Source organism: Paraburkholderia sp. FW306-02-B (genome assembly GCF_058782725.1).
Genome location: NZ_JBYSXZ010000001.1, coordinates 35540 through 55534, shown reverse-complemented (window position 1 = coordinate 55534; position 19995 = coordinate 35540). Strand labels below are relative to the sequence as shown.

20 protein-coding genes are annotated in these 19995 nt (G+C 57.5%); 5 read left to right on the top strand and 15 right to left on the bottom strand.

Annotated features, from left to right (window positions below; translation table 11 throughout):
• Window positions 1-4: 4 nt before the first annotated feature.
• Window positions 5-1303 (bottom strand): ATP citrate lyase citrate-binding domain-containing protein, encoded by a 1299-nt coding sequence (locus AC3WOG_RS00220; protein ID WP_492576086.1) that lies wholly within the window; start codon window positions 1301-1303, stop codon window positions 5-7.
• A 788-nt stretch (window positions 1304-2091) separates the two neighbouring features.
• Between AC3WOG_RS00220 and AC3WOG_RS00215 the strand changes: the two genes are divergently transcribed.
• Together AC3WOG_RS00215 and AC3WOG_RS00210 are read left to right on the top strand one after the other, a co-directional pair.
• Window positions 2092-2349 carry a hypothetical protein gene (locus AC3WOG_RS00215; protein WP_492576085.1) on the top strand — a complete coding sequence of 86 codons (258 nt, stop codon included), beginning with the start codon at window positions 2092-2094 and terminating at the stop codon, window positions 2347-2349.
• A 109-nt stretch (window positions 2350-2458) separates the two neighbouring features.
• Window positions 2459-2617 (top strand): hypothetical protein, encoded by a 159-nt coding sequence (locus AC3WOG_RS00210; RefSeq protein WP_492576084.1) that lies wholly within the window; start codon window positions 2459-2461, stop codon window positions 2615-2617.
• A gap of 182 nt (window positions 2618-2799) precedes the next feature.
• Here AC3WOG_RS00210 and AC3WOG_RS00205 read toward each other — a convergent pair whose 3' ends face one another.
• Window positions 2800-3045, bottom strand: a complete 246-nt coding sequence (locus AC3WOG_RS00205) for a hypothetical protein (RefSeq protein ID WP_492576083.1) — start codon at window positions 3043-3045, stop codon at window positions 2800-2802.
• Here AC3WOG_RS00205 and AC3WOG_RS00200 point away from each other — a divergent pair.
• Window positions 3044-3166, top strand: a complete 123-nt coding sequence (locus AC3WOG_RS00200) for a hypothetical protein (protein ID WP_492576082.1) — start codon at window positions 3044-3046, stop codon at window positions 3164-3166. The two genes, AC3WOG_RS00205 and AC3WOG_RS00200, sit on opposite strands and share 2 nt — an antisense overlap.
• Window positions 3167-3203: 37 nt before the next feature.
• On the opposite strand, the gene AC3WOG_RS00195 is transcribed toward AC3WOG_RS00200, so the two are convergent.
• Both AC3WOG_RS00195 and AC3WOG_RS00190 read right to left on the bottom strand, forming a co-directional pair.
• Window positions 3204-3806, bottom strand: coding sequence for a hypothetical protein (locus tag AC3WOG_RS00195; RefSeq protein ID WP_492576081.1), 603 nt, complete (start codon window positions 3804-3806; stop codon window positions 3204-3206).
• Between the two features lie 104 nt (window positions 3807-3910).
• A complete protein-coding gene (locus AC3WOG_RS00190) occupies window positions 3911-4195 on the bottom strand; it encodes a hypothetical protein (protein ID WP_492576080.1) in 285 nt (94 codons plus the stop codon).
• On the opposite strand from AC3WOG_RS00190, the gene AC3WOG_RS00185 reads away from it, so the two are divergent.
• Both AC3WOG_RS00185 and AC3WOG_RS00180 read left to right on the top strand, forming a co-directional pair.
• On the top strand, window positions 4187-4894 hold the full coding sequence (locus AC3WOG_RS00185; protein WP_492576079.1) for an SDR family NAD(P)-dependent oxidoreductase: 708 nt from the start codon (window positions 4187-4189) through the stop codon (window positions 4892-4894). The two genes, AC3WOG_RS00190 and AC3WOG_RS00185, sit on opposite strands and share 9 nt — an antisense overlap.
• A gap of 142 nt (window positions 4895-5036) precedes the next feature.
• Window positions 5037-6335 carry an SEL1-like repeat protein gene (locus tag AC3WOG_RS00180; RefSeq protein ID WP_492576078.1) on the top strand — a complete coding sequence of 433 codons (1299 nt, stop codon included), beginning with the start codon at window positions 5037-5039 and terminating at the stop codon, window positions 6333-6335.
• 388 nt (window positions 6336-6723) lie between these two features.
• On the opposite strand, the gene AC3WOG_RS00175 is transcribed toward AC3WOG_RS00180, so the two are convergent.
• The 11 genes from AC3WOG_RS00175 to AC3WOG_RS00125 form a co-directional block, all read right to left on the bottom strand.
• A complete protein-coding gene (locus tag AC3WOG_RS00175; protein ID WP_492576077.1) occupies window positions 6724-7503 on the bottom strand; it encodes a hypothetical protein in 780 nt (259 codons plus the stop codon).
• Window positions 7504-7630: 127 nt separating this feature from the next.
• Window positions 7631-8383 carry a hypothetical protein gene (locus AC3WOG_RS00170; RefSeq protein WP_106356094.1) on the bottom strand — a complete coding sequence of 251 codons (753 nt, stop codon included), beginning with the start codon at window positions 8381-8383 and terminating at the stop codon, window positions 7631-7633.
• Between the two features lie 2 nt (window positions 8384-8385).
• Window positions 8386-9819, bottom strand: coding sequence for a hypothetical protein (locus AC3WOG_RS00165; protein WP_492576076.1), 1434 nt, complete (start codon window positions 9817-9819; stop codon window positions 8386-8388).
• A gap of 2 nt (window positions 9820-9821) precedes the next feature.
• Complete coding sequence (locus tag AC3WOG_RS00160) at window positions 9822-12503, bottom strand: type VI secretion system Vgr family protein (protein WP_492576075.1); 2682 nt, start codon at window positions 12501-12503, stop codon at window positions 9822-9824.
• A gap of 57 nt (window positions 12504-12560) precedes the next feature.
• On the bottom strand, window positions 12561-12716 hold the full coding sequence (locus tag AC3WOG_RS00155; protein WP_492576074.1) for a hypothetical protein: 156 nt from the start codon (window positions 12714-12716) through the stop codon (window positions 12561-12563).
• 27 nt (window positions 12717-12743) lie between these two features.
• The gene (locus AC3WOG_RS00150; RefSeq protein ID WP_492576073.1) at window positions 12744-13448 is read right to left on the bottom strand and encodes a hypothetical protein; all 705 of its coding nucleotides are present in this window, start codon (window positions 13446-13448) and stop codon (window positions 12744-12746) included.
• Between the two features lie 43 nt (window positions 13449-13491).
• Entirely contained in the window at window positions 13492-13779 is a 288-nt protein-coding gene (locus AC3WOG_RS00145) for a PAAR domain-containing protein (protein WP_492576072.1), read from the bottom strand.
• A 65-nt stretch (window positions 13780-13844) separates the two neighbouring features.
• Entirely contained in the window at window positions 13845-14300 is a 456-nt protein-coding gene (locus AC3WOG_RS00140; RefSeq protein WP_492576071.1) for a hypothetical protein, read from the bottom strand.
• Between the two features lie 4 nt (window positions 14301-14304).
• Window positions 14305-19044 (bottom strand): RHS repeat-associated core domain-containing protein, encoded by a 4740-nt coding sequence (locus AC3WOG_RS00135; RefSeq protein ID WP_492576070.1) that lies wholly within the window; start codon window positions 19042-19044, stop codon window positions 14305-14307.
• Window positions 19045-19060: 16 nt separating this feature from the next.
• Window positions 19061-19597 (bottom strand): hypothetical protein, encoded by a 537-nt coding sequence (locus AC3WOG_RS00130; protein ID WP_492576069.1) that lies wholly within the window; start codon window positions 19595-19597, stop codon window positions 19061-19063.
• Between the two features lie 7 nt (window positions 19598-19604).
• Window positions 19605-19967 carry a hypothetical protein gene (locus AC3WOG_RS00125; protein WP_492576068.1) on the bottom strand — a complete coding sequence of 121 codons (363 nt, stop codon included), beginning with the start codon at window positions 19965-19967 and terminating at the stop codon, window positions 19605-19607.
• Between the last annotated feature and the right edge of the window lie 28 nt (window positions 19968-19995).

The following is a 19995-nucleotide window of genomic DNA, read 5'->3' as shown; positions in this document are numbered from 1 at the left end:
CTCCTCAGGCTTGAGCCGTTTCGGTTTCCGACGCGGATGCGCCGACCCGTGCTGCGACCTCGGCCCGGCCACCGGCGCGCATCCAGGCGTCCGCCTGACGTGCGTACTGGATGACCTCGCTGATGTCAGAGTCGAATCCGAAGAGCCGATAGGGCAGACCGAGCGAGTCGCATGTGTCCCTCAGCGCGGCCATCCCGCGCACGAGGTTCGGACCTCCCCGGCCCAGCACCACGTAAAGTGGCGTCGGCCCATGCTCGCTGAAGTGTTCACGAAGAGCGTCGGCCATCGCTCGCAGCGTCTCGAAGATGTCGGTATTGTTCGACTTGCCGCCGATGATGAAGAGCACGTTCGACTGCTTGAGCCAGTGTTTGAAGCAGATACGGGCCACTTCCTTCATCTTGGCGTACGGGGGATTGCCGCCGAAATCCGACGAGATGATCGCGGCGTCGCCGAGCATTTCGGTCACGAGCGAGTTGGCGCCGCCGCCGAACGTCGGCGCGAGAATCGTGCCTTCCTCGTTGATCACATACACGTCGCTCTGGCCCTGGTGCGTGCGCAACTGATTGATCTCCTGCTCGAAGTCGGAGTAGTCCGCTGCGAACAGGTGTTGCGGCAGACCGAGGCGCGTCCATCGCGGATCGTCGCGATCGAAACCGCACTTAAAGTCGCAGGCGACAGGTGTAAGGCGCCCCTTATTGTCCTCGCGCATGCGGATCGGATTCAACTCCAGTGTCGTCATGCCGAAATCGTGGAAGAGCTCCCAGAGTTTCGGCAACTGCTGCACGAGCGGCGAGATGATCTCCTTCGGCGCACCAATCTCGCTCAGCGCGTTCGCCACGACAAACGCCTTTAAACCCGTCAACGCGTCGAAGGGCACCATCGCCACATGCTTCGGGTTGACCTCTTCGATATCCATGCCGCCCTTATGCGAGAGCGTCATGGTCGGCGCACGAAAACGCGTGGAGTCGGTGATCGAGAAATAGACCTCATGCTGGGCCGGAACGCCGGCTTCGAACGTCACGCCATTCGACTTTGCTTTCAGGTGGCCGACGGAATGCTCGGCGAAGTACAACCGCTCTTTTTCGATCAACGCCGTCTTGAGATCGGTCGCGCGGCCGAGTAAACCCGCCTTCCCCTTCTTTCCCACTCCGCCTTTGAAAACGGGTTTGATGAATATCTGGCGATGACGATCGATCAAAGTCTTGATCTCCTCCTCGCTGGCGCTCGGGCCGAGGATCTCACTCGCCGGGAATCCGACGAATTGCAAGAGGCGCGCGCCGTGCAACATACCGGTGATTTGCATGAAGTTGTCTCCTGAAGGGCATAGCGATATAAATAGAAACGGGTGTTCGGATTGGTCGTTAGGCGAAAGCGCCAGGCGTGACAAGCGGCCGTGACGCCGATGGCGTTCGGAATGCGTGGCTGATGTGTGTTGAGTTGTCCGGTGCTCGAACCGGCTGGGGCTCGAGACTACCCGCCCAAGGGGCGATCGTTAGGCGCTCCAGGTGCGCCTTGCGTTGTACATAGCCCTGTCTCCGATGCGTTTTACTTTCGTTCCAATCTCGCTGGAATCTTGAGTACAGATACTCACGCAAATGGAGTTACGCGATAAGTGCATTTTTTCGAAGCATTGATGTTTAGATGTTATCAATGCAGCTGGATGAAATGTGGCATCACCGCCACGTTCCTCTGCGCTGCCTGTCGGGGCAGACGGGTCAGCGGTCCAATCTGTGATGTGACTTCAGTTGATGGTCCGTCATGGGCGAATGAAGGGACGTTCGACATATGCAAGAGACCGTCCGTTCAGGGGCGGGTGCCGCCCTTCGCGACAGGCAGCAGGCGGAGAGACGCACACGTCTGGAGGAACTTGGCAGCGAGTCGCGCGCTGATGCACAGTGCAATTGCGTGGAATTTGCTGTGGGACGCGTTTCGCTCGGACCGCAAACAGTCCCTTTTTAGACACGGCCTCCGCCATGACCGGACGTTCAAATAGCCTAAAATTTACAGGAGACGCACCGGCTCGACGCTCGCTGGGTGATGCAGCGCGGCTCTAACGCGGAGCCGGCATCGCAGTTCCGCGCGCGGTCCGACTTGACCGCGATGGTACCGCATAAGAACGATCTCGATCTCGGAAGAAGTCTCGCCTTGCGCTTTGTCGCGCAAGAGTTGCCTGCGCGTTACGACCAGGTCGAAGGATTTTTCCGACGGCAAGGCGCTTACTCGCGCTTCAAGGATCTGCTGCAGCGCGAAGGCGTTCTGGAAGCCTGGTATACGTTTGAAACCGACTCTGTCGAAAGCGCGCTGAGGCAATGGTGTGCCGAAAACGGCATCGAGATTCTTGAGACGTGACTGGCGGTTTAGTCAGCGCGCGGTGAAATCGTGCACTCGGACCGCACGCCACTTCGGTAACCGCTGACCTACAATAAAACCATGGTCGCGACCTAATAAGGAGGCTGCCATGACCCAGTCTATGATCTACTTCGTTGTTGGCTTGGCGGTCTTATTGGTTGCCGGGTTGATGGTGGCACAACGTTACAGGCGCGATCACACCGCCGAGGGGATGGCCCAGTGGCTTGATTCGCACCATATGGGTTGGCTGCACCGGCACAAACATTGATGCGGCATCGCAAAATGAAATGCCCCGCAATCCAGCGCGGCTTCGTGCAATATATCGCAGCTCACAATCAGCAGCAGTGGTTTTCACAGCGGTGATACCCTTCCTCCTTGTCGCACTTCCCGCGACCCCGTGCGCGACAATCATCATCGTTCACAGCCATCTTTGCTGGGGTGGCACTTATGTCACGATATGAGCCGCACTTCGATTTCGGTCGCGACTCGGGCAGGGCACGCACCAATCACCGGCCCCGTCACGAACAGAGTACGGAGCGTGACGATGAGAGACTTCAACGTGCCGGACACCCGCCTCAAACGCTTTGAAAGAGCGGCCTGGGCATGGACCTCGCGTTCCTTGTCGACACTCTCGCTCGTCGTGTTGATCTTCACACCGGGGCTGTCATCCACCGTTGCCGCCGAGGAGCGCATCATGACCCTAACCCTAACATCGCAAGCCTTCCGACAGAACGGCGAGATTCCCGCGCAGCATACCTGCCAGGGCGCCGACGTATCGCCGCCGCTCGCGTGGTCCGGCGTGCCCGCCTGCGAGTAGCGCCGCTGGCGTCTGAGCCCCCCGCGCGCGAGCCGGATCAAGGCAATCCATACTGCACAGCCTTCTTTTCATCCTTGAACGCACTGACCGCTTGCGCACCCAACCGGATTGGCGCAAAACACGCTGCCTCCACATAGGCCGTATCGAAGTAAAACTGCAGACTTCCATCTGTCCGTACGGCCAACGTAAACGCCTTCGACATCAGATACTCGTCATTAAACGTCGACGCATCGAGGCAATCAGGTTTCCCAGCATTAATCCGCTTGAACTCAGCCATCACGGGGACAACCGATGCCTTGGTCAGAAACAGGCTACCGCTATCGCGATGTCCTACTGCATACACCTCGTTCAGATCGAATCGCTTGCCATCCTTGATGCGATATGAAATACCGTACTGGTACGCATTAGGATGCGCGCCGTCGCACTGCGAACCTCCGGTCACTTTGAATCCCACGATGCTCTGAGTCTCAACCGTCTTCTTTATATCGGCATGATATTGCGCCGTTGCGCCCATGCCACTCGCGTTGTCTGCACATTCCTTCGCGTCCTTAAGAATGCCGGCGCGCAACGATCGTAACGAAGCGTCCAGCGGCGCAGTGTGCTGCTTCAGCGACGGTATCGCCGATACTGACGCATTCATACCGTCGGCGTGCGCGACAGGAGTGAGCGAAGCGAGCACAACAGTCAGAGACGTGGCTATAAGGTTTCGACAATTCATGAGATGTCCGGATTTCTGGCTGGGGATCAAGAACGTTGAGGAGTGTAGTCGACTTGCACCTGAGTGCTCGTGGTGGCCTGGCCCCAGGTCGGCGTCTGGTGCGGATGAGTCACGATACGCTGTCGCGTGACAGTCACCGTACCGGTCGCGTCGGTGGCGGTCGTGTCGGAGCGATACCGGAAAATGAAGGCCGCATATTGCTGGCGATCGTTGTATCCGTTGCCCCCACCATTAACCAGAATCGACATTCTGCCCACCGACTCGGTCGAGATGCCGTCATCCGCTACGCGGTGAATGTTTGAGTGCCCCATATAGTGCTTCCAAACCCAGAAGAAGCCGGCGCTATCGCAAGCATTAAAGGTATCAGTTGCGACGATACCGTCCGGAGATTTGGCCGCGTTGACGTGCTGGTCAACAACGCGGGCAACTTCTATGGGGGTTTCTTCGAGAAGCTTAGCCCCGCCCAGGTGCGTAGCCAGCTCGAAACGCTTCTGTTCGGCCCGATGAATGTTGCCCGCGCCGTATTGCCGGTGATGCGCAAGCAGCGCTCTGGCCTGTTAGTCACGATCTCGTCGACGGCTGGCATTACTGCTGGCGTCTTTTGCAGTGCATATGCCGCTGCAAAGTTTGGCGTCGAAGGATGGATGGAGTCACTTGCCCAGGAAATTGCTCCCTTTGGCATTCGCACCATGCTGGTAGAACCAGGTTTTTTTCGAACAGATCTCCTCAGCGCTGACTCGACTACCTACGCCGAACTCTCCATTGATGACTATGCGTCCCGCACTCAGGAGACCGTGACTGCGCGGAAAGGCATGAACGGCAAGCAGGGCGGCGATCCGGCCAAACTTGCCGCCGCGCTAGTGGAGTTGACGGCACAGGAAGAGCTGCCCGCTCGCTTCGCTGCCGGCGCGGATGCAGTTGAAGCTTTTGAATCCAAGGCGAACACCTTGCTCGCTCAGGCGAATGCCCACCGCATGGGACTTGCACACCGGAGGTGCGATCGTAAGTGACAAACTGGACAAGATGTTCACCACCTGGGGCGATATCATTATCAAGAATGCAGACCTTCAGGCGGGCAAGACGGAGTCTCCTGTCGCTTCCTTAGTTGGTTTTCAACGGGACAGTCCCATTCGCACTTATAAGGATTAAGCGATGCGCCTGGTCACGTTGTTCCTTTTCGTCTCGCTTTCTCTTCTGACCGCCTGTTCCCACAAGGAGGATGCAGTGTCTTCTGCACCCGACATGGCTTCCGTCCGCGCAAATCTTGCATTTACCTGCGTACATGAAGCAGATAATCTTCCGCAACTCGATCCGGACGCGGACAAACTCTTCAAGTACGGTCGCTACCTGCAGACAGTTGACGGTCCTAAGGATTTTGATGAAATAACCCGCCTATACCGTATCGCCGCTGCCAACGGCCACTACAAGGCGAACGGTAACTTGCAAAAACTGCTCTCCGAGGGTTTTGCGAAGTCACCCGATGCTCAAACTGAATCGGTTGACCTAGCCGAACAGTTGATTAAGCAAGGCGTGCCCGGTGGTTACTACGACATGGGGCACTATCTTGAAACGGGTTATGGCGTAAAGCAAAACACGGAAGACGCATTGCGCCATTTCCGCAAAGCGGCCGATCTGTGCAATCCGGAAGCGCAATACTACATCGCGGAATTGCTTGCTCCGGCCGATAAGGCGCCGGAAATCGCAAGGCAAATGCGTCAATGCGCCGCCGATCAGGGCCATGGTGCGGCAGCCACAAAGCTAGGCGTGAACCTTCAGAGCGCCTCACTCTATTCTGATGCCGTAAAGGCATTCCAGAAGGGAGCAGCAGCAGGGGATGCGAATTCAACCTCATTCTTGGCCAACGGCTTTACAGGTCCGTCGGCAAGCAATCGGTTGTATTTCCTTGCGTTGTCCAATGACCCTGAACGCACAAAACGCTATGGTCTTGTGGGCGATTTCATCACCCGCAATGAGGGCCGCAACCCGAAGGTTCCGGACATCGACGGTATTGTTCCACTACCACCAGCGAAGCTACCGACTTGGGACGGCACATTCCAGTGGGAAAAAATACGCGCAGCGGCTACACCTCCGGAGAGGCCAACAGATGAGGTCATCGACAGGTTAAGCAAGGAAAAGAACCTCGATCCGGCTACGGGCCTGCCGTTGCCTGGGATGTCGGGTAAGACATCGCAGAACGAGCAGTCGGCAAATGTCTTGGCACGTGTACCGCTCGGTACTGTGGCGCGCACTGGTGAGCCGTGCCCCGAAGACGGCGTATGGTGCGCGAAACTGACTGGCGACGCGCAACGACGCTTCTTGAAGGGCGACGTGCTGCCCTCGCTCAACGTGCATGAACCTCGGCAATTAGCGTTCATTGACCGCTGGATGGGCACACGCCAGCACACTACGCAGGTGACATGGGAACTCGTCGGATATATCGACAAGACCTGATCCGGAGAAGCGCGGCCGAGGCCATGCAATCCATCCGAGCCCTATCGCCCGATCAACCACGCTCGAATTGCAAGGGCGGCAAATTGCGCGCGAAGGCGATGACGTCTCGTGCCCAGCGTGCCACTGGACCGGAAAGATCTAGTGCGCTGGGCCGCGTCTACCGATGACTGGACCTGACGGTCAACGGGCGGCACTGAGTGACGACCTGCGCATCTGCCAGCGCACTCCACCGCCGAAACTGGTCGCGTCTCAGAGTTCGGCTTCTATCGAAGTCTGACTCTGTAGGCTCGTAGATCGTCTTCCACCTTCACCTACCACTATGCGTGGCAAAAACCCTCAGTCCCAACAGATGCCGGCCGCGGCACCTCGAATAGAATGCCCCGTTCCCCTAATCGGCCACAAACACAGGCTTGCGATGTTCCCTCTCCAGCTTTCTGGGTAAGCTGACCATCACGAGATAGATGCGGACGAGCAGGCCAACAAACCAAAGCGACACTGGCATACCCAACACCGCCAAGACGAACAACACGCCGTCCGGCCCGAAGTTTGACGACAGTAGCCGATCCAGTATCAGATAGAGCGGAGCGATACCGAAGACGATATAAGAATAGATTTTTGGAAACGGCGAACGCTCTTTATTGAGCCGCTCGAACAGCGCCATTCCGGCTTGGGTTCGATAACGAAAGTCAGATGCGTTCTCTTCGAAGGCCCGTTTGACGAAAGAGGTTTTCGTGATCGTATGCATTACCGTTTGCCTCAACATGACTAACCAGTACAGCGTCAACGCAATTCCGCCCAGAAGACCCGGCCAACGCAGAACGGATGACATCGGTGCAAACACGAAATAGTAGAAGTAGGCAAATATGCCGAAGAAGAAATACGTGGCAAATGTCGCAATCGATAATATCAGGCCGCATACCCACAGCAAATTCGAACGGCGGTACATCATCGAGACAGCGAACGGTACGAAGAGGCAAACCAGCGTGACCAGTAGTCCGATTTTCCACGGCCATCCAGAAACCGCGAGATCGTCAGCATATGCAGCGTACGAAACGCCGGTGCCTAGTAAAGGCAACAATAGATTCATCGGTGCGGCTTTCTTCGTCATCTCCCAGACCGAGTCTTTCCGTTCTACCGGCAACTTCGTCGTCGGTTTTGATTTCGGCATGGAGGCTCACTTTCCGGAGATGCGCTGGCACGGCATGGACTTCATCCGATAGACATCGTGGAATTTGAGTATCCGCTGTTCAGGTATTTGGCCGTCGCATGTACTGTGAACTTGCCGCGCTCGAAACCTATCCGATCAGAACCACGGGTTTGCCCTGCGAACGCTCAAGCGTCAATGGAAGATGAATCATAACCAGGTATTGCCTTACCAGCAGTCCGGCGACCCACAGTGAGACAGGAAACATGATGACGGCTCCCACGAACAGAGCGCCATGTGATCCGAAGTATGGGGAGAGAATGCGGCCTAACACCAGCGAAAATGGCGCGACAAGCATGACAAGCCACATATGTAGCTTGCCCGAAGGACTTCTTGCCTTGATGAACGCCTCAAGCTTTGCCATATTTGCGAGTTTGTAGTGAAGTGCGTCGCCCACGTCTTCAAACGACTGTCCAACGAACTTCGAAGTTGCGAGTGCCTGGCGCACATCCCGTCCAGTCAACGTCATCCAGTACGCAGTCAACGCCAAACCGCCCCCAACACCTATCACATGAAAAATCATGGGCATCGGCGCAAACAGGAAATAGAAATAGTAGAAGGTCACCCCAAACGTGAAATAGACCGACCCAGTAGCGAAGATTCCGGCCAGACCCGCGAAACGCAGGCGAGATGCTCCCTTATCAGCAAGACCGAACACAACCGGAAATACGATGCAAGCAACAAGCATCACCACCGCCAGTTGGCCAGGCATGGGCGATGTTTTGAAAACGCGGTCGTAGAAAAAATATGCGATTGCTGCGCAGAAGACATTCAATACGATCGATATTGGAACAGACCGAAAGATTAGTTTCCAGACTTCACTGCGCGTTTTGGGCGACGTCATATTCAGGGTACAAACATCATAGGATAGCCATCGTAGTCTTTCGGGTAGTGTTCTTCAAGGTAATTCGCCGCGCTTCTCAGCGCTCCCGCCAACCGCTTCGTTATGTGAAATTCGTTATCAGCCATGCTGACGAAATACCCGATGACAATCGTCACTCCGACAGTCGCGGCGGCAATGGCCCACACTGGTGCCGTCGCGATCGCACCCGTAACAAGCAATGCCGTGGTGGCAAGTCCAACTACGGCGGTGGCTACTGCAGCCGTTAGGCCAGCCGCGATGAGATCGACGCCGATTTTGGTGAAGAGGTCGAAGAAGTCCTTTGTTGGGCGTCCATCCGGGCCCCTCTGCTCGTAGTCGTGGTACCACTCTGCCGTATCTAGCACGATGGTGAAAACTAGCGCCAATCCCCCCGCCTTTTTGAACGCGCCTTTCGTTGCCTCCCAGGAAGCTGCAGTTGCTGACTCGAGCGTACCGGTGCCTGCCGTGATCGCAAGAATCTTGGAGCTTTTCGCACCGTATCGCGTCCCTGTAATCACTTTCCTTAGAGCGCTGTTGCCCTTGAATGCGACGTAGGTCTTCACGCCGGCTTTCGGATGGGTCATCTTGATCAGCCTGAAACTTCGGTTCCAGAGGTCCCGCAACTCGCCAAAGTTATCCTTCGCGAACGCCGTACCACCGGCTAACTGACCGATCAACCAGTTGCGCGTGGCCACCTTGTTTGTATCGATTGCGGTATCTTCGCCCCCGCTCCCCAATGCATGCCAAACCTCAGCGGGCGCCGTGGACAGTTCCACCTCGAATACATGAACGACCGTCTCCTCTTCCGCGTGGCCTCGCGCGGCGGCAGGCGGGTTCGCGCTCGCCTGAGTTGGAGAACTGGGCGGAGCTAGCTTCAGGGGTAACAGTGGATTCCACCATGTACCGTCAACGCCCGCCGGATTCGCGCTACTACAGATAAGCGGAGCACTCTGGCCGAACATGCTCCCGGCCGTCTGCGATGTCGCAAACGGAGTAGAGGCGGTGTGTCCCGCGGCAGCGCTCGGATGCGACCCCAGTGTCAGAATAATCGGCGCAGGCTTTGCCTTCGGATCCGAACTGCCCTCCACAAGGTTCAGACCAGCCATCGAATAACGCTGCAGGACAACGCCGTTCAGTTTGAGCAGTAGGTGACCCTTGAAATCCCTGCTAATCCAGATGTGATAACGCTGACCGTCCTGGAACTGTCCCTGCTTGACGCGCTTTTTCTTGGCCACGTCGTAAATCCAGTCCTCAGTTGCTTCGACGGTATAGGTCGCACCCTTTTTCACCTGAATATCGAAGATCACGTCGCGGTGCTTGCGTAGCAGAACGGTGATATCAGTCTCGGCCCAGCATTCGACCGGTTCACCCGGTAAATCGATGCACACGGTATGTTGGATCAGGGGACGGTCGCCCATTGTTATTCTCCACTTCGCTTGACTTGGTCTGCCACGAACTTGCCGAAATCGATGCCCTTCAGTTCGCCTTTGCCCTCGCCATCGAGAACGACGTTATGCAGCGCGCCATCCTCCGACGCGAGCTTGATCGGTTCACCTTCGGGCACTTTGCCCTCCGCATCCATGTAGCGGATGCGCATGTCGGCTTTCTTGCCTTCCGCGTTGTAAGTTCGATCGAGACTCGTCGGGCCGCTGAAAGCGTGCTGGGCTCCTTTGATGTCAATCTTTCCCGGCGCATGAATCTCGATGTTGCCGCCGGAAATGCGCACGTACGCGCCACCCGACGTGAGAAGAATTTCCTGCTTGGCGGCCGCATCGATTTTCTCGGTCGCGGAGAGCAACTTCAGCGACTTCTGGGCGGTGATTTCAAGGTTATCGCCTTGCGCCTGGATTTCGACTTTTCCTTTCGCCGCAAAAAGCTTCATGCCCGCGTTCTGTGCGAACAGGCTGATCTTTTCGGCAACGCTCACGAGCAGCGACTTGCCTGTCGCAATGTGCGTGCTCTGGCCGCTGACGAGGTTGACATGCTCGGTCGCGGCGATGTGTGCTGACCGTTGTGTCGACATCCCGATGCCCGACGGCGTCGCGAACAGCATGATCGGCTCCTTGAAGCCGTTGGCGTTGCCAGTGCCACCGCCTGCGGTATTGCCACCGCTACCTGTTGCGCCCGCTACGCTGCTCTGTGTCGCATCGGTAAAAGTTTTGAGCGAGTCGTGACCGTCTTTCAGGCTTTCTGCCTGATGGGTTTCGCTTGCCTGGCTTAGCGCTTCGATCACGCTTTCCGAATTGACCAACTGATTACTCGCGTCACGGACGTCGAGAGGCTGGCTTGATGTCCCGGTCGTTGGATGCGTCGACACATACAAGCCTTGCCCCGCCCGGACCGCACCATACGCATCGGACTTCAGATCGAAGCCGCTGCCGAGATAGGCGCCGCGCGAGTTGCCTGTTTGCGCGATCAGATATCCAAGATGCAGTTGGGAGTCTGCGCTCGTGCTGTAGAGCTGCACCCGGTTCTGGCCGGTGGCATCGTCCATCACCATCTGGTTGTAGCCGCTGCCCTGGTATTCCTTCGACTTATATCCCGACAGGATCCCATTCGAATGCCAGTCGGGAGTCTTCGCACCGTTATAGACGCGGGCGGTGACGAGCGGCTTGTCGCAGTCGCCGTCGAGGAACGACACAATGACTTCTTCGCCGATGCGCGGTACGTGTACGCCGCCATGCCCGCCACCAGCATGCGATTGCGCAACGCGCATCCAGCACGACGCGTTCTCATCGCCGGGGTTCAGGCGATCCCAGTGCATCTGCACCTTGATGCGGTTCAGCGAATCCGTGAAGACTTCCTCGTTCGCCGGACCCACCACGGTCGCCGTCTGCATGTGCATCTCGGGCTTCTGATACTCAAGTGGACTCCGGAACGGGATGACCTTGCGCTGCGCTTCGACCGTCGCTATGAAGAAGCCTTCACTGCCGTCGCTACCTTTAACGACGAGCGTCTGATCGGCTCCATGCTGAGCCCGCGCCGTGGTAATCGTCTGTTTGAGGCTATGCGGGAAATCTGTCGTGCCACCCGAGACAGGCAGGTTGTTCTCGACGACCCATTCGACGTCGATCACAGCAAACTGCCGGTCCTGCTGACTGCCAGTGTCGTGCTCCGGGTGGTTTTGCAGCTCGAACCAGCGGCCTGCGTCGATGCGACGGACCGCGCCTACGCCGTGGAAACGCTTCGCGCGCGACTCCCACTCTTCCATCCTTACCTTCGAGAGATGGTCGCCGCGGTCCTGCTGTCCGTACGTATACGCGCCCGTGTACTCATACACTTCGGCCTGCTGCGGCAGGTTGCCCTGCGTGGTCATTGTCGGGATCGTCGTGCCCTTGGGATTGGCAGACGACGCCGGCGACTTATAGTCGAATGTCCGCGTGGTGAGCGTAGTGCTTTGCAGCGTGCGCGTGCCGCTCCACTGCACGAAGGCATCGGTTTCGCTGTTGGTGCCCGAACGGTAGAAGTCGACGGTTTGTGGCGAAAGCGGTTGCAGGCTGCCGATATCGTCGGTAATCACCAGCGTGTGTGATTTGCCATCGGCAGCCTGTTCGACGTAGCCGAACAGGCCTTCCGTTTCCATCAGCCGGTGACAGAAATTCCAGTCGTCCTCGTACTGCACGCAGAACGAGCGCTGCGGCAAAGGATTGCGCAATGCAAAACGGAATGCACCCTGCGCCTGGGGATGCATATTGAATACATCAGTGAGAATTTCGTCGACGGCTTTATTCTGCCAGATCCGTGCATCTTTTCTGAAACGCAGAAAATGCATCCACGAAACAAAACCGATCTGATAGCTGGTTATTGCGCTGTCGGAGCCTAAACGGCGGGCGGTATGAACATAACCGTGATGCGGGGCATACGACTGGTCGGTCTGCTGGATCCAGAGCGTGACCGGCTGGGCGATCAGGGTCTTCAGCTCGATATTGTCGTTGGTTGAAACCGCATCCAGCGTGAACTCGTAATCCCGGCCGAGGCGCGAATGGCCCAACAGCCTCTGCGGCAAAAGGACGTTAGTACCCAGTGGCGTATCGAGTTTCAGCAGCCGGTCGCTTTGCAACAATCCGCCTTTTATCGCCGCGATAATGTCCTGCGCGCCCATACCGCCTCTCTTTTATGCAAATTGCGCCCCCGCGCTATCGCGCGATAATACAAAAGATCAGACGTTTACAGCAATCCATTCAATGGAAACAAGTGTTAAATCGGAATTTGTTTCGCCTTTCACCGATGCATTTTTGGAATCGGTAAAAACAACATTTCGGCACATAAGTGCTGCCGCAAGAAAACTCCTCGGCATTTCAGGGAGGGGATCCATTAAACATCTCGGGCTTGAAGCAATCATTCAGACTTCGACACCGTTATGGAACAGAAAGGCGCGCAAACACCGAGGGCAGACTCGTGCGGCTCCTTCCAGCAATGCTTCCCCTTGTTCCCCCTGCTTCAACCGACAGGTCGACGATGTCAAATCGATTCCTGGGCCAAACCTCTTACGCAAATAGTCAGCTTCAAACCAGAAGACATTTTCATGCTTGTCAGATGCGAGGATGGTTTTAATCAATGGACTGCCTGGAAGCATGCCACCAGAATCAATTGCGTTAGCAATCTGCGGTGAAGTTCTCTTCAGACGTGCAAGGCCGTGTACTGGGCAGGAAAGAACGCCCTCCGACACATTGGCGTCTTCAGCAACGAGCGACGTGTCGAAAGCGCTTTCCCGCGAGGTGACCTGCACGGGTTGCTCCTCGGAGCGCACCAACAATTCGTCGAGACAGCGTGGGCAGACCGGAATCAAAGACCTTTCGATTGCGGCTATTGACGGAACGTCTTTCAGATGAGCGGTCTCTTCTGCGCAAGCGATGAGGTGTGCATACTCGGCCAGTTCAGCCCGGTGCATCCAGACCTCCCTGCTGCGCTTCGGCCTGTCGAACGACACCTTGACTAGCTGACCTGCAGCAAACCGCCCCCTTGATCCGATGCGGGCATCGACATCCTTTGACGATTCGATGTACCCCTGGAAACCATGGCGGGAGCAAAGTCTGGGTGAATTCATCTTTGACGTGATCCCGCATGTCGCACTGATTCATCCCGCTGCACTATGCTTCTACGGACATCATCTGCTGCGAGGACACAAGCCGCGGCGGCGGATGGCAACCGCATATACATAGATCGTCACTTAACGCAGCGTGCCTTCCGTCCGGCGCGGTCATAACCTGGCGCGGTCCATCGCACTGGATTTTCCCCGTTGTATTGCAAGCGGGGCACGCCACTGGATCGCCCTCGTGGGCGACGTCTTTATCGCTCAATTGAATAGAGGTGGGGACTGCCTGAACGACGCCGTTGGCTGTCGTCTTGTCGCCATTCAGAATCAGATATCGTTTCATGATGCTTCCGAGGCTTGAAATTTTCGCGCACTCAACCCTGTTTGACGGGGCTTCATGTCGGCCGCCTACGCTTTTTCCTCTGTGTACGCGACGCTTGTCATGACAATCATTGAGCGCAGGTCGGCGTGCACAGTAAGCGTTCCCCAATTGAAGACGAACGTGTCCGCGCCGATCGTGGAAGACACACAAGGCGATTGCGCTTCGGATGCGATCAACTTTGACAGCTTCTTCTTTTCCTTCACAAGATCATCCTCAGTCGCCGACCAGTCGATCATTTTCGCCACGCCGTCCATCCAAACGAGGTCGACCATTGCGAGTCTTTGCTTGCAATATCGGACCGTCACACCGAAGGTCTTTCCCCAAACCTTCACATTCGCGATGCCATAGTTTTCCCAGTCGCCGTACTTCGCCAGTTCCTTCGCCGCAGTCAACGGCAATTCCTCAGGCGACGGTCTGCCGCGAAAGAGGCTCGTCGACTCATCAATGCTCAACGTGCCCGTTAAAAAATCAAACGTGGCCATCCAATTAACTCCCAAACTTCAAAACGTTGCCGCCAACGAGGCTGCCCTTGTCGGCGCTCGATACGAAATACTGAGTGCCTCCGCCCTTGCCCAGATTGGGATTGGCGAGCGACTGCCCCTTCGCTACGCAAATGTCCTTCGTGACGACGAACGCTCTCAGTTGGCTTCTCATCGGCCGGGCGCCGACGGTATTGTCTGCGTGCGAAATCTGCGTCATGTCGTTGTATTCGCGCGCTGACCCACCCGTGTTGAGAATGGTGCGAGCGTCGGAGAAATAATTGCCGGGCAACGCAGTCGCGATCTTGTCAGGCGGCGCATACGGATACAACGTGTACAACACTGTACCGCGCTTCAAGACCGTGTTTGTGTAAGAGTCGACTCCCGGATAAGGGTCTTTGCCTTGCCAGCTTCTAGCCTGCGCAGCGGGATCTTTTCCGGCACAGGGATCTTTCTGGCAGCAATCCTTGTCTGGCGTTTGTGCCTTCTTCTTGAGCCCCAGCGGATCGACCCAGCCAGTCGGATTCGGCGCGTACTGGTACACGTTCCCGCCACCCAACAGCCCAATCGGGTCTTTGGCCGTAAACCGTCCAGTACCCGGATCATAGTAGCGATGCCGGTTATACGCGAGGCCGGTCTCTTCGTCGAGTTGCTGCCCTTGGAAACGGATTGGGTTGCGCGGCGCGCTGAGTGTCGCCTTCGACACCCGCGTTATCACATCCCGAGCTTCACCCCACGCCTTGTATTTTGCCTCCCAGACAACTTCACCGAGTTCATCGGTAAGCATCTGCGGCGTGCCGAGCTGATCGCAGTGGTAGTAAAAGACGTGTGCGGGGGAGGGGGGGCTTACAGGCTTCAGCAGCGGATCGTCTTCCGGCGCGTAGCGATCGGTCTGCTTCCACTCGGGTGTAGCAATACCTGTAATCGCGCCGGAGGCAAACTGCGCCAGAGGCACGAAAGTCCCCGCTTCATACACATAATGCGTGCTACCTTCGTCGGCACTTTCGTACGCTAGGGTGTCGCCGTCCCAGCCGAACGTCGTGCGCGTACCGTCGACGTCTTTACCGATGCGGCGTCCCAACGCATCGTAGAAATAGAGAACCTCATGCCGACGCGCCGATTCACGGACACTGGCCGCTGTCATTCGGTTGAATTCGTTCCACTCGTAGCGCTGCTCTGCTCCCGGCGAGCGCTTCTCGATCAGGTTGCCCCGGGCATCGTAGGTAAAGTGCGTGCCGGCGTAGTCCCTCAAAAGATTGCCTAACACTCTCGGCGTCTGCGCCGGCAAGGTATTCAATTGTTGTCGGCCTCCGCTGCGTGCATTCGCCGGACTACCCGGATCAACAATATTGCTAGCTGGATCAAATGCGAAACGTTCGGTCGCAATAGGACTCACCGCTTCTATCAGCCTGCCGACGGGATCGTACTGATAACGTGTCACGCCCTGCCGGCTGTCATCGATCTCTTTTAGCTGTCCCACTGCATCGTACTGATATCGGCGTGCCACGATCGGAGCGGGTGCTCCCGCACGCCGGAGCGCCTGCGATTCCATCCGCCCGACCGGGTCGTAACGCGTGTTCTGCGCGATCCGGTTCGATAGCGTGCGCTGTGTTTCACGATGCAGGTCGTCACGCTCGAACTGGATCAGTTCTCGGCCGTCGACCTGCAAGCCGTGGACATGGCCCGTCCCATAAACCAGCCAGTCGACCGCATGGCCATCCGGGCGCACGGTTTTGGTACGCGTGCCGATCTCGTCGTATTCGTGCCGCCACACGTAGCTGCGACGCTCATCGAACAGCTGCTGCGCGTGATGTTCGCGCACCAGATTGCCGACTGGGTCGAAGAAATGCTGCACCCGGCTGATTGCATTTTGCGCGTCGATCAGACGGCCACTTCCGTCATACATGAAGCGCTCGTCGCTTGCACCGGCGACGCGCCGCGCAAGGCGTCCACCGCTGTCGTATTCGAGCTGAGTCGTTTGTCCCGCTTCATCGACGGTTTGCAACTGGCCAGTCGCTGCGTCATAAGCGTAGCGGGTCGTCATCCCGTCGAAGGCAATTTCCTCGAGGAGTCGGCCGACCGGATCGTAATGGAACTGGTAAGTCGCGTGATTCGAATCAGTGAGCGTGCTCAGGCGTCCGACCCGGTCATAGCGATACGTCAGCAGTTCGCCCGATGCATCGCGTCGATTCGCGATCCGCCCGGCGGCGTCGTATCCATAGCGCGTGACGCGGTTCAGCGGATCCGTATGCACCAGGAGCCGGCCCTCGGCGTCGTATTCCAGCTTCTCGATTCCCGCAGCGGATTGGACTTTGGCCAGTTGGCCGTTGCCACCATAACGATAGACGACACTCCGGCCGCCTGCGTCCTTGCTCTCGACCAGACGGCCCTCTCCATCGTAGGTCCACTGCGTTTTCTTTCCCGAGCAATCGGTATAGCTGACAAGGCGCCCCGCAGCATCATAAGCGAGTGCTTTTGCCCCGCCTTTCGCGTCGACGATTTCGGTTGGTTGCCCTTGATCGTTGTAGCTGTATTGGGTTTTGTGACCCAGCGGATCAATCTGCGTCGTGACATTGCCCGCGTCGTCGTATTCGCGGGTCCAGCGATACGTTTGCGGATCGATGATCACAATCATCTGATCCTTTGCGTCGTACTCCATGCGTACCACGCTGCCATCCGGACGGGCCTGCTCGATCAGGTTGCCGCGCTCGTCGTAGGTGAAACGCTCGACGCTGCCGTTCGGATAAATATGCTGCGTCAGATTATGTTGGGCGTCGCGGTAGAACCATTCATTGAGGCCGTCCGCATAAATGATTCGATACGTGTAACCGTCGATATCGAAGTAATAGCGGGTGACGTTGCCGAGGGCGTCACTCACATCGACGAGACGGATGTCCGGATGCCACGCGAGGCGTGTGTCGTAGCTCCCGTCGTCCGCGTATTCGCGCACGCACTTCGCCTTGGGTCCGGAGCCATCCCACTCCAGATTCATGCCACGGCCGGTTCGATCCGTGTATCGGGTCACGAGGTGATGCGTGTAGGCGTACTCGCGACGATTGCCGTGGCGGTCGGTTGCCGCAATCAGGTCGCCATGCTGGTCGTACGCGTAACGCACCAGCGTGCCGATCCGTTCGCCTTCCTGGTCGATCTCCACCGCTTCGATGAGACGGCCGCCTGCATCGTGTGAAAACACGACGATGCTTTGCGAGGTAATCAGCCGGGTGAGTCGATGTGCGTCGTCGTAGTCCAGCGTGACCTGACTGCCGTTGCGATCCTTCAGGAAAGCGAGACGGAAGGCGCCACCGCGCTTTTCATACGCTTCAAGCAGTTCATGGCCGCGCGTGAGCGTGAGCCACCGATCATCGAGTTGCGCGAGCGTGAGATCCTCAGCGAGGTCGTCGTGCGTCTCGCCCGCCTTGAGCAACGGGTAATCAAGACTGCGTCCACTCGGATCGTGATACACAAGCTTCGCCGCGTAGATATCGAAGCGCGTGGTGTAGGGAGTGATCCAGCGCGCACCCAGATTGCTTTCGTCGTAAGCAGAGAGAAAAGACCGGTAAGTACGTCGCCAGACTACCGGCATTGCGCCGGGCAAGACGAAGTCTTCGTGATCGAAGCGCTCGTCGCCGAGTGCATAGCCGATCGAGCCGCCGCTGCGTCCCAGACCACAGCTCTTGCAGTCGCTCGCCCCCGGATGCTTCGCCTTCGCCTGCGTGCCGATCGTCTCCAGTTCGCCTTCGGTTTTTTTCAGCTCGGCCTCAACCTTGCCCGCCGCCTTGATGCCGACAGTCTGCTTGTGTTTCTGCTTTTCCTTCCATTTACCCACGGCCGTCATGAGCGCGTCGAGCATCCAGATCAGGCCGCCCACATCCGCGCTGTTCAACCCTTTGATCTTCTCCGTCACCATCGGAATCGCATGGCGCGCTTCCGTGGCCATCTGGTTGAGCCGCTGATTTGTCGACGGCGAGATTTCATTCGCTGCGCGCGAGGCGAGATTCGCTGCATCCTTAACCAGTACCTTTGTGCCGTCTTTCAGATACGACCACAGGTTCTCGGCAACCTTGCTCGCATCATGGGCGGCAAAGCCGTCGCCGACTTGCTCCAGATGCTTTTGAGCCGCGCGATAGTTGCCCGACGTGTCGAAAAGCTTGCCCGACGCCGCACCTTCAAAAATCTGCGCAAGACCTTCGAGCAGCTTCTTCGCATGATCCGCGCAGTCGTTCAGCATCTGCGCGAGCTTCGCCTGCACTTCCTGAATGAATTTCTCGATGTCGCCGGCAAACTTCGCGCTGATGTGCGCCACTAGCACCGAGATGATCGTATCGGCAATCATCTGCGCGCCGCCCTCCGCGACGGCTTTCGCGCTTCTTGCGAGCTCCTCGCGGGCCAGCTTCATCAACGGCCGCGCACCCATGCGGAATTCACCCATCACCGGCGGCAGCGGAATGACGCCGATCAGGTCAATGCCCAGGTTCAGATAGTCGAAGAAGTCTTTAGACTCCGCTTCGATTAGCCGCTTGATATCCATCACGACGTCGATCGCAGACAGAATGTTCGAGACGACGGGAATGTAGTTCGCCAGTTGCTCGACGCGATCGAGGGTGATGTAGCCATCGCTGACGCTCTTCAGCCACGCATCGAATTGCTCGAGTGCGGAACCGACGTCCTCCTTGGCGATGGTGACGAGCGGCGCGATGGCGACTTCGGTTCGGACGACGGCGGTGGTCTGGGCAGCGGCTGCGCTCATGCTGGGTCAGGTCGGTTTAGTTGCTATTGGTAAAGAGTTTGTCGTATCCGCATCCGAGCAGAATCCAGCCCGGGCTTTCGTGCTGATCGACAAGCAATCTGATTTCCTTCTTGCCTACCGTCTTGCGATAGTCGACGCCCCGCCATTGAGCGGATTCGCGTAGTGCGACAGTGCCCGCACCTTCACTCATGCCGCCGATCCTTGCGGCCCATTGTTTTGCGACGCTGATTTCGTCGCCTTCGGGCGCGGGAATGGCGAGCAGCATCTGCCTTGGCGACACGAGCGACACAAGGTTCGACGACGTGCCCCAAGCCTGAATCGGCCTCTGCGTTTTCCACGCCAGATCGACCGCCTTTTCTTGCGACGGCTGACTCGTGAGACCCGGCACGGCACCGCTGTCGACGCGGTCGATGAACCTGTCGATCTGGCGCGCGTCGAGCTTGCACTCGACGAAGCGGGCGATCGTCTGCAGATCGGTTGTCGACTGGGCGTGCGCGCTTGTGGTAATCACAACGCCGCACGCCGCACCCATGAACGCCCGAACGAATTTCATCACGAACTTACTTGACCTTGCAGTCGGTCGCTGCCGGATAGCTGGTCGAGAACGCGCCCACACAATGAAGCGTCGCCTTCTGCCCGACGCGCGAGCGGATCTTGTCGACGCTTGCCTTATCGGCAAATGTCACGCGCACGGCGGCGTCCGAATCGTCACCGAGCTTGCCGATAACGTTGTCGGTCAGACCGGAATCGAGGGACAGCAGCTTGCCGGTTAGCGCGAGCGGTTTGTCGGTGTATTTCGACGCAGCGTCGGCGTCACTCGCATATTGCGAGGCCATCGCGGCTGCGGATAGTTTCAGTTCGGTTGCGCCGAATGCCGTCGAAGTTATTACGAACGCGAGCGCGAGAAAGGCTGTTTTCTTCATGATTGGACTGTATTTATTTGAAGTCGAA

What these genes read in the sequence shown, in the direction of transcription:
- AC3WOG_RS00205 (WP_492576083.1), bottom strand. Translation starts at nt 3,045, where the DNA reads ATGATGCGCTCCTCGGCGGCAACGGTGGATGACAGCCCCGGTGTGAAG.
- AC3WOG_RS00195 (WP_492576081.1), bottom strand. Translation starts at nt 3,806, where the DNA reads ATGAATGCGTCAGTATCGGCGATACCGTCGCTGAAGCAGCACACTGCG.
- AC3WOG_RS00190 (WP_492576080.1), bottom strand. Translation starts at nt 4,195, where the DNA reads ATGGGGCACTCAAACATTCACCGCGTAGCGGATGACGGCATCTCGACC.
- AC3WOG_RS00135 (WP_492576070.1), bottom strand. Translation starts at nt 19,044, where the DNA reads ATGAGCGCAGCCGCTGCCCAGACCACCGCCGTCGTCCGAACCGAAGTC.
- AC3WOG_RS00145 (WP_492576072.1), bottom strand. Translation starts at nt 13,779, where the DNA reads ATGAAACGATATCTGATTCTGAATGGCGACAAGACGACAGCCAACGGC.
- AC3WOG_RS00200 (WP_492576082.1), top strand. Translation starts at nt 3,044, where the DNA reads ATGACCCTAACCCTAACATCGCAAGCCTTCCGACAGAACGGCGAGATT.
- AC3WOG_RS00150 (WP_492576073.1), bottom strand. Translation starts at nt 13,448, where the DNA reads ATGAATTCACCCAGACTTTGCTCCCGCCATGGTTTCCAGGGGTACATC.
- AC3WOG_RS00175 (WP_492576077.1), bottom strand. Translation starts at nt 7,503, where the DNA reads ATGCCGAAATCAAAACCGACGACGAAGTTGCCGGTAGAACGGAAAGAC.
- AC3WOG_RS00160 (WP_492576075.1), bottom strand. Translation starts at nt 12,503, where the DNA reads ATGGGCGCGCAGGACATTATCGCGGCGATAAAAGGCGGATTGTTGCAA.
- AC3WOG_RS00140 (WP_492576071.1), bottom strand. Translation starts at nt 14,300, where the DNA reads ATGGCCACGTTTGATTTTTTAACGGGCACGTTGAGCATTGATGAGTCG.
- AC3WOG_RS00170 (WP_106356094.1), bottom strand. Translation starts at nt 8,383, where the DNA reads ATGACGTCGCCCAAAACGCGCAGTGAAGTCTGGAAACTAATCTTTCGG.
- AC3WOG_RS00180 (WP_492576078.1), top strand. Translation starts at nt 5,037, where the DNA reads ATGCGCCTGGTCACGTTGTTCCTTTTCGTCTCGCTTTCTCTTCTGACC.
- AC3WOG_RS00210 (WP_492576084.1), top strand. Translation starts at nt 2,459, where the DNA reads ATGACCCAGTCTATGATCTACTTCGTTGTTGGCTTGGCGGTCTTATTG.
- AC3WOG_RS00165 (WP_492576076.1), bottom strand. Translation starts at nt 9,819, where the DNA reads ATGGGCGACCGTCCCCTGATCCAACATACCGTGTGCATCGATTTACCG.
- AC3WOG_RS00130 (WP_492576069.1), bottom strand. Translation starts at nt 19,597, where the DNA reads ATGAAATTCGTTCGGGCGTTCATGGGTGCGGCGTGCGGCGTTGTGATT.
- AC3WOG_RS00125 (WP_492576068.1), bottom strand. Translation starts at nt 19,967, where the DNA reads ATGAAGAAAACAGCCTTTCTCGCGCTCGCGTTCGTAATAACTTCGACG.
- AC3WOG_RS00155 (WP_492576074.1), bottom strand. Translation starts at nt 12,716, where the DNA reads ATGGATCCCCTCCCTGAAATGCCGAGGAGTTTTCTTGCGGCAGCACTT.
- AC3WOG_RS00220 (WP_492576086.1), bottom strand. Translation starts at nt 1,303, where the DNA reads ATGCAAATCACCGGTATGTTGCACGGCGCGCGCCTCTTGCAATTCGTC.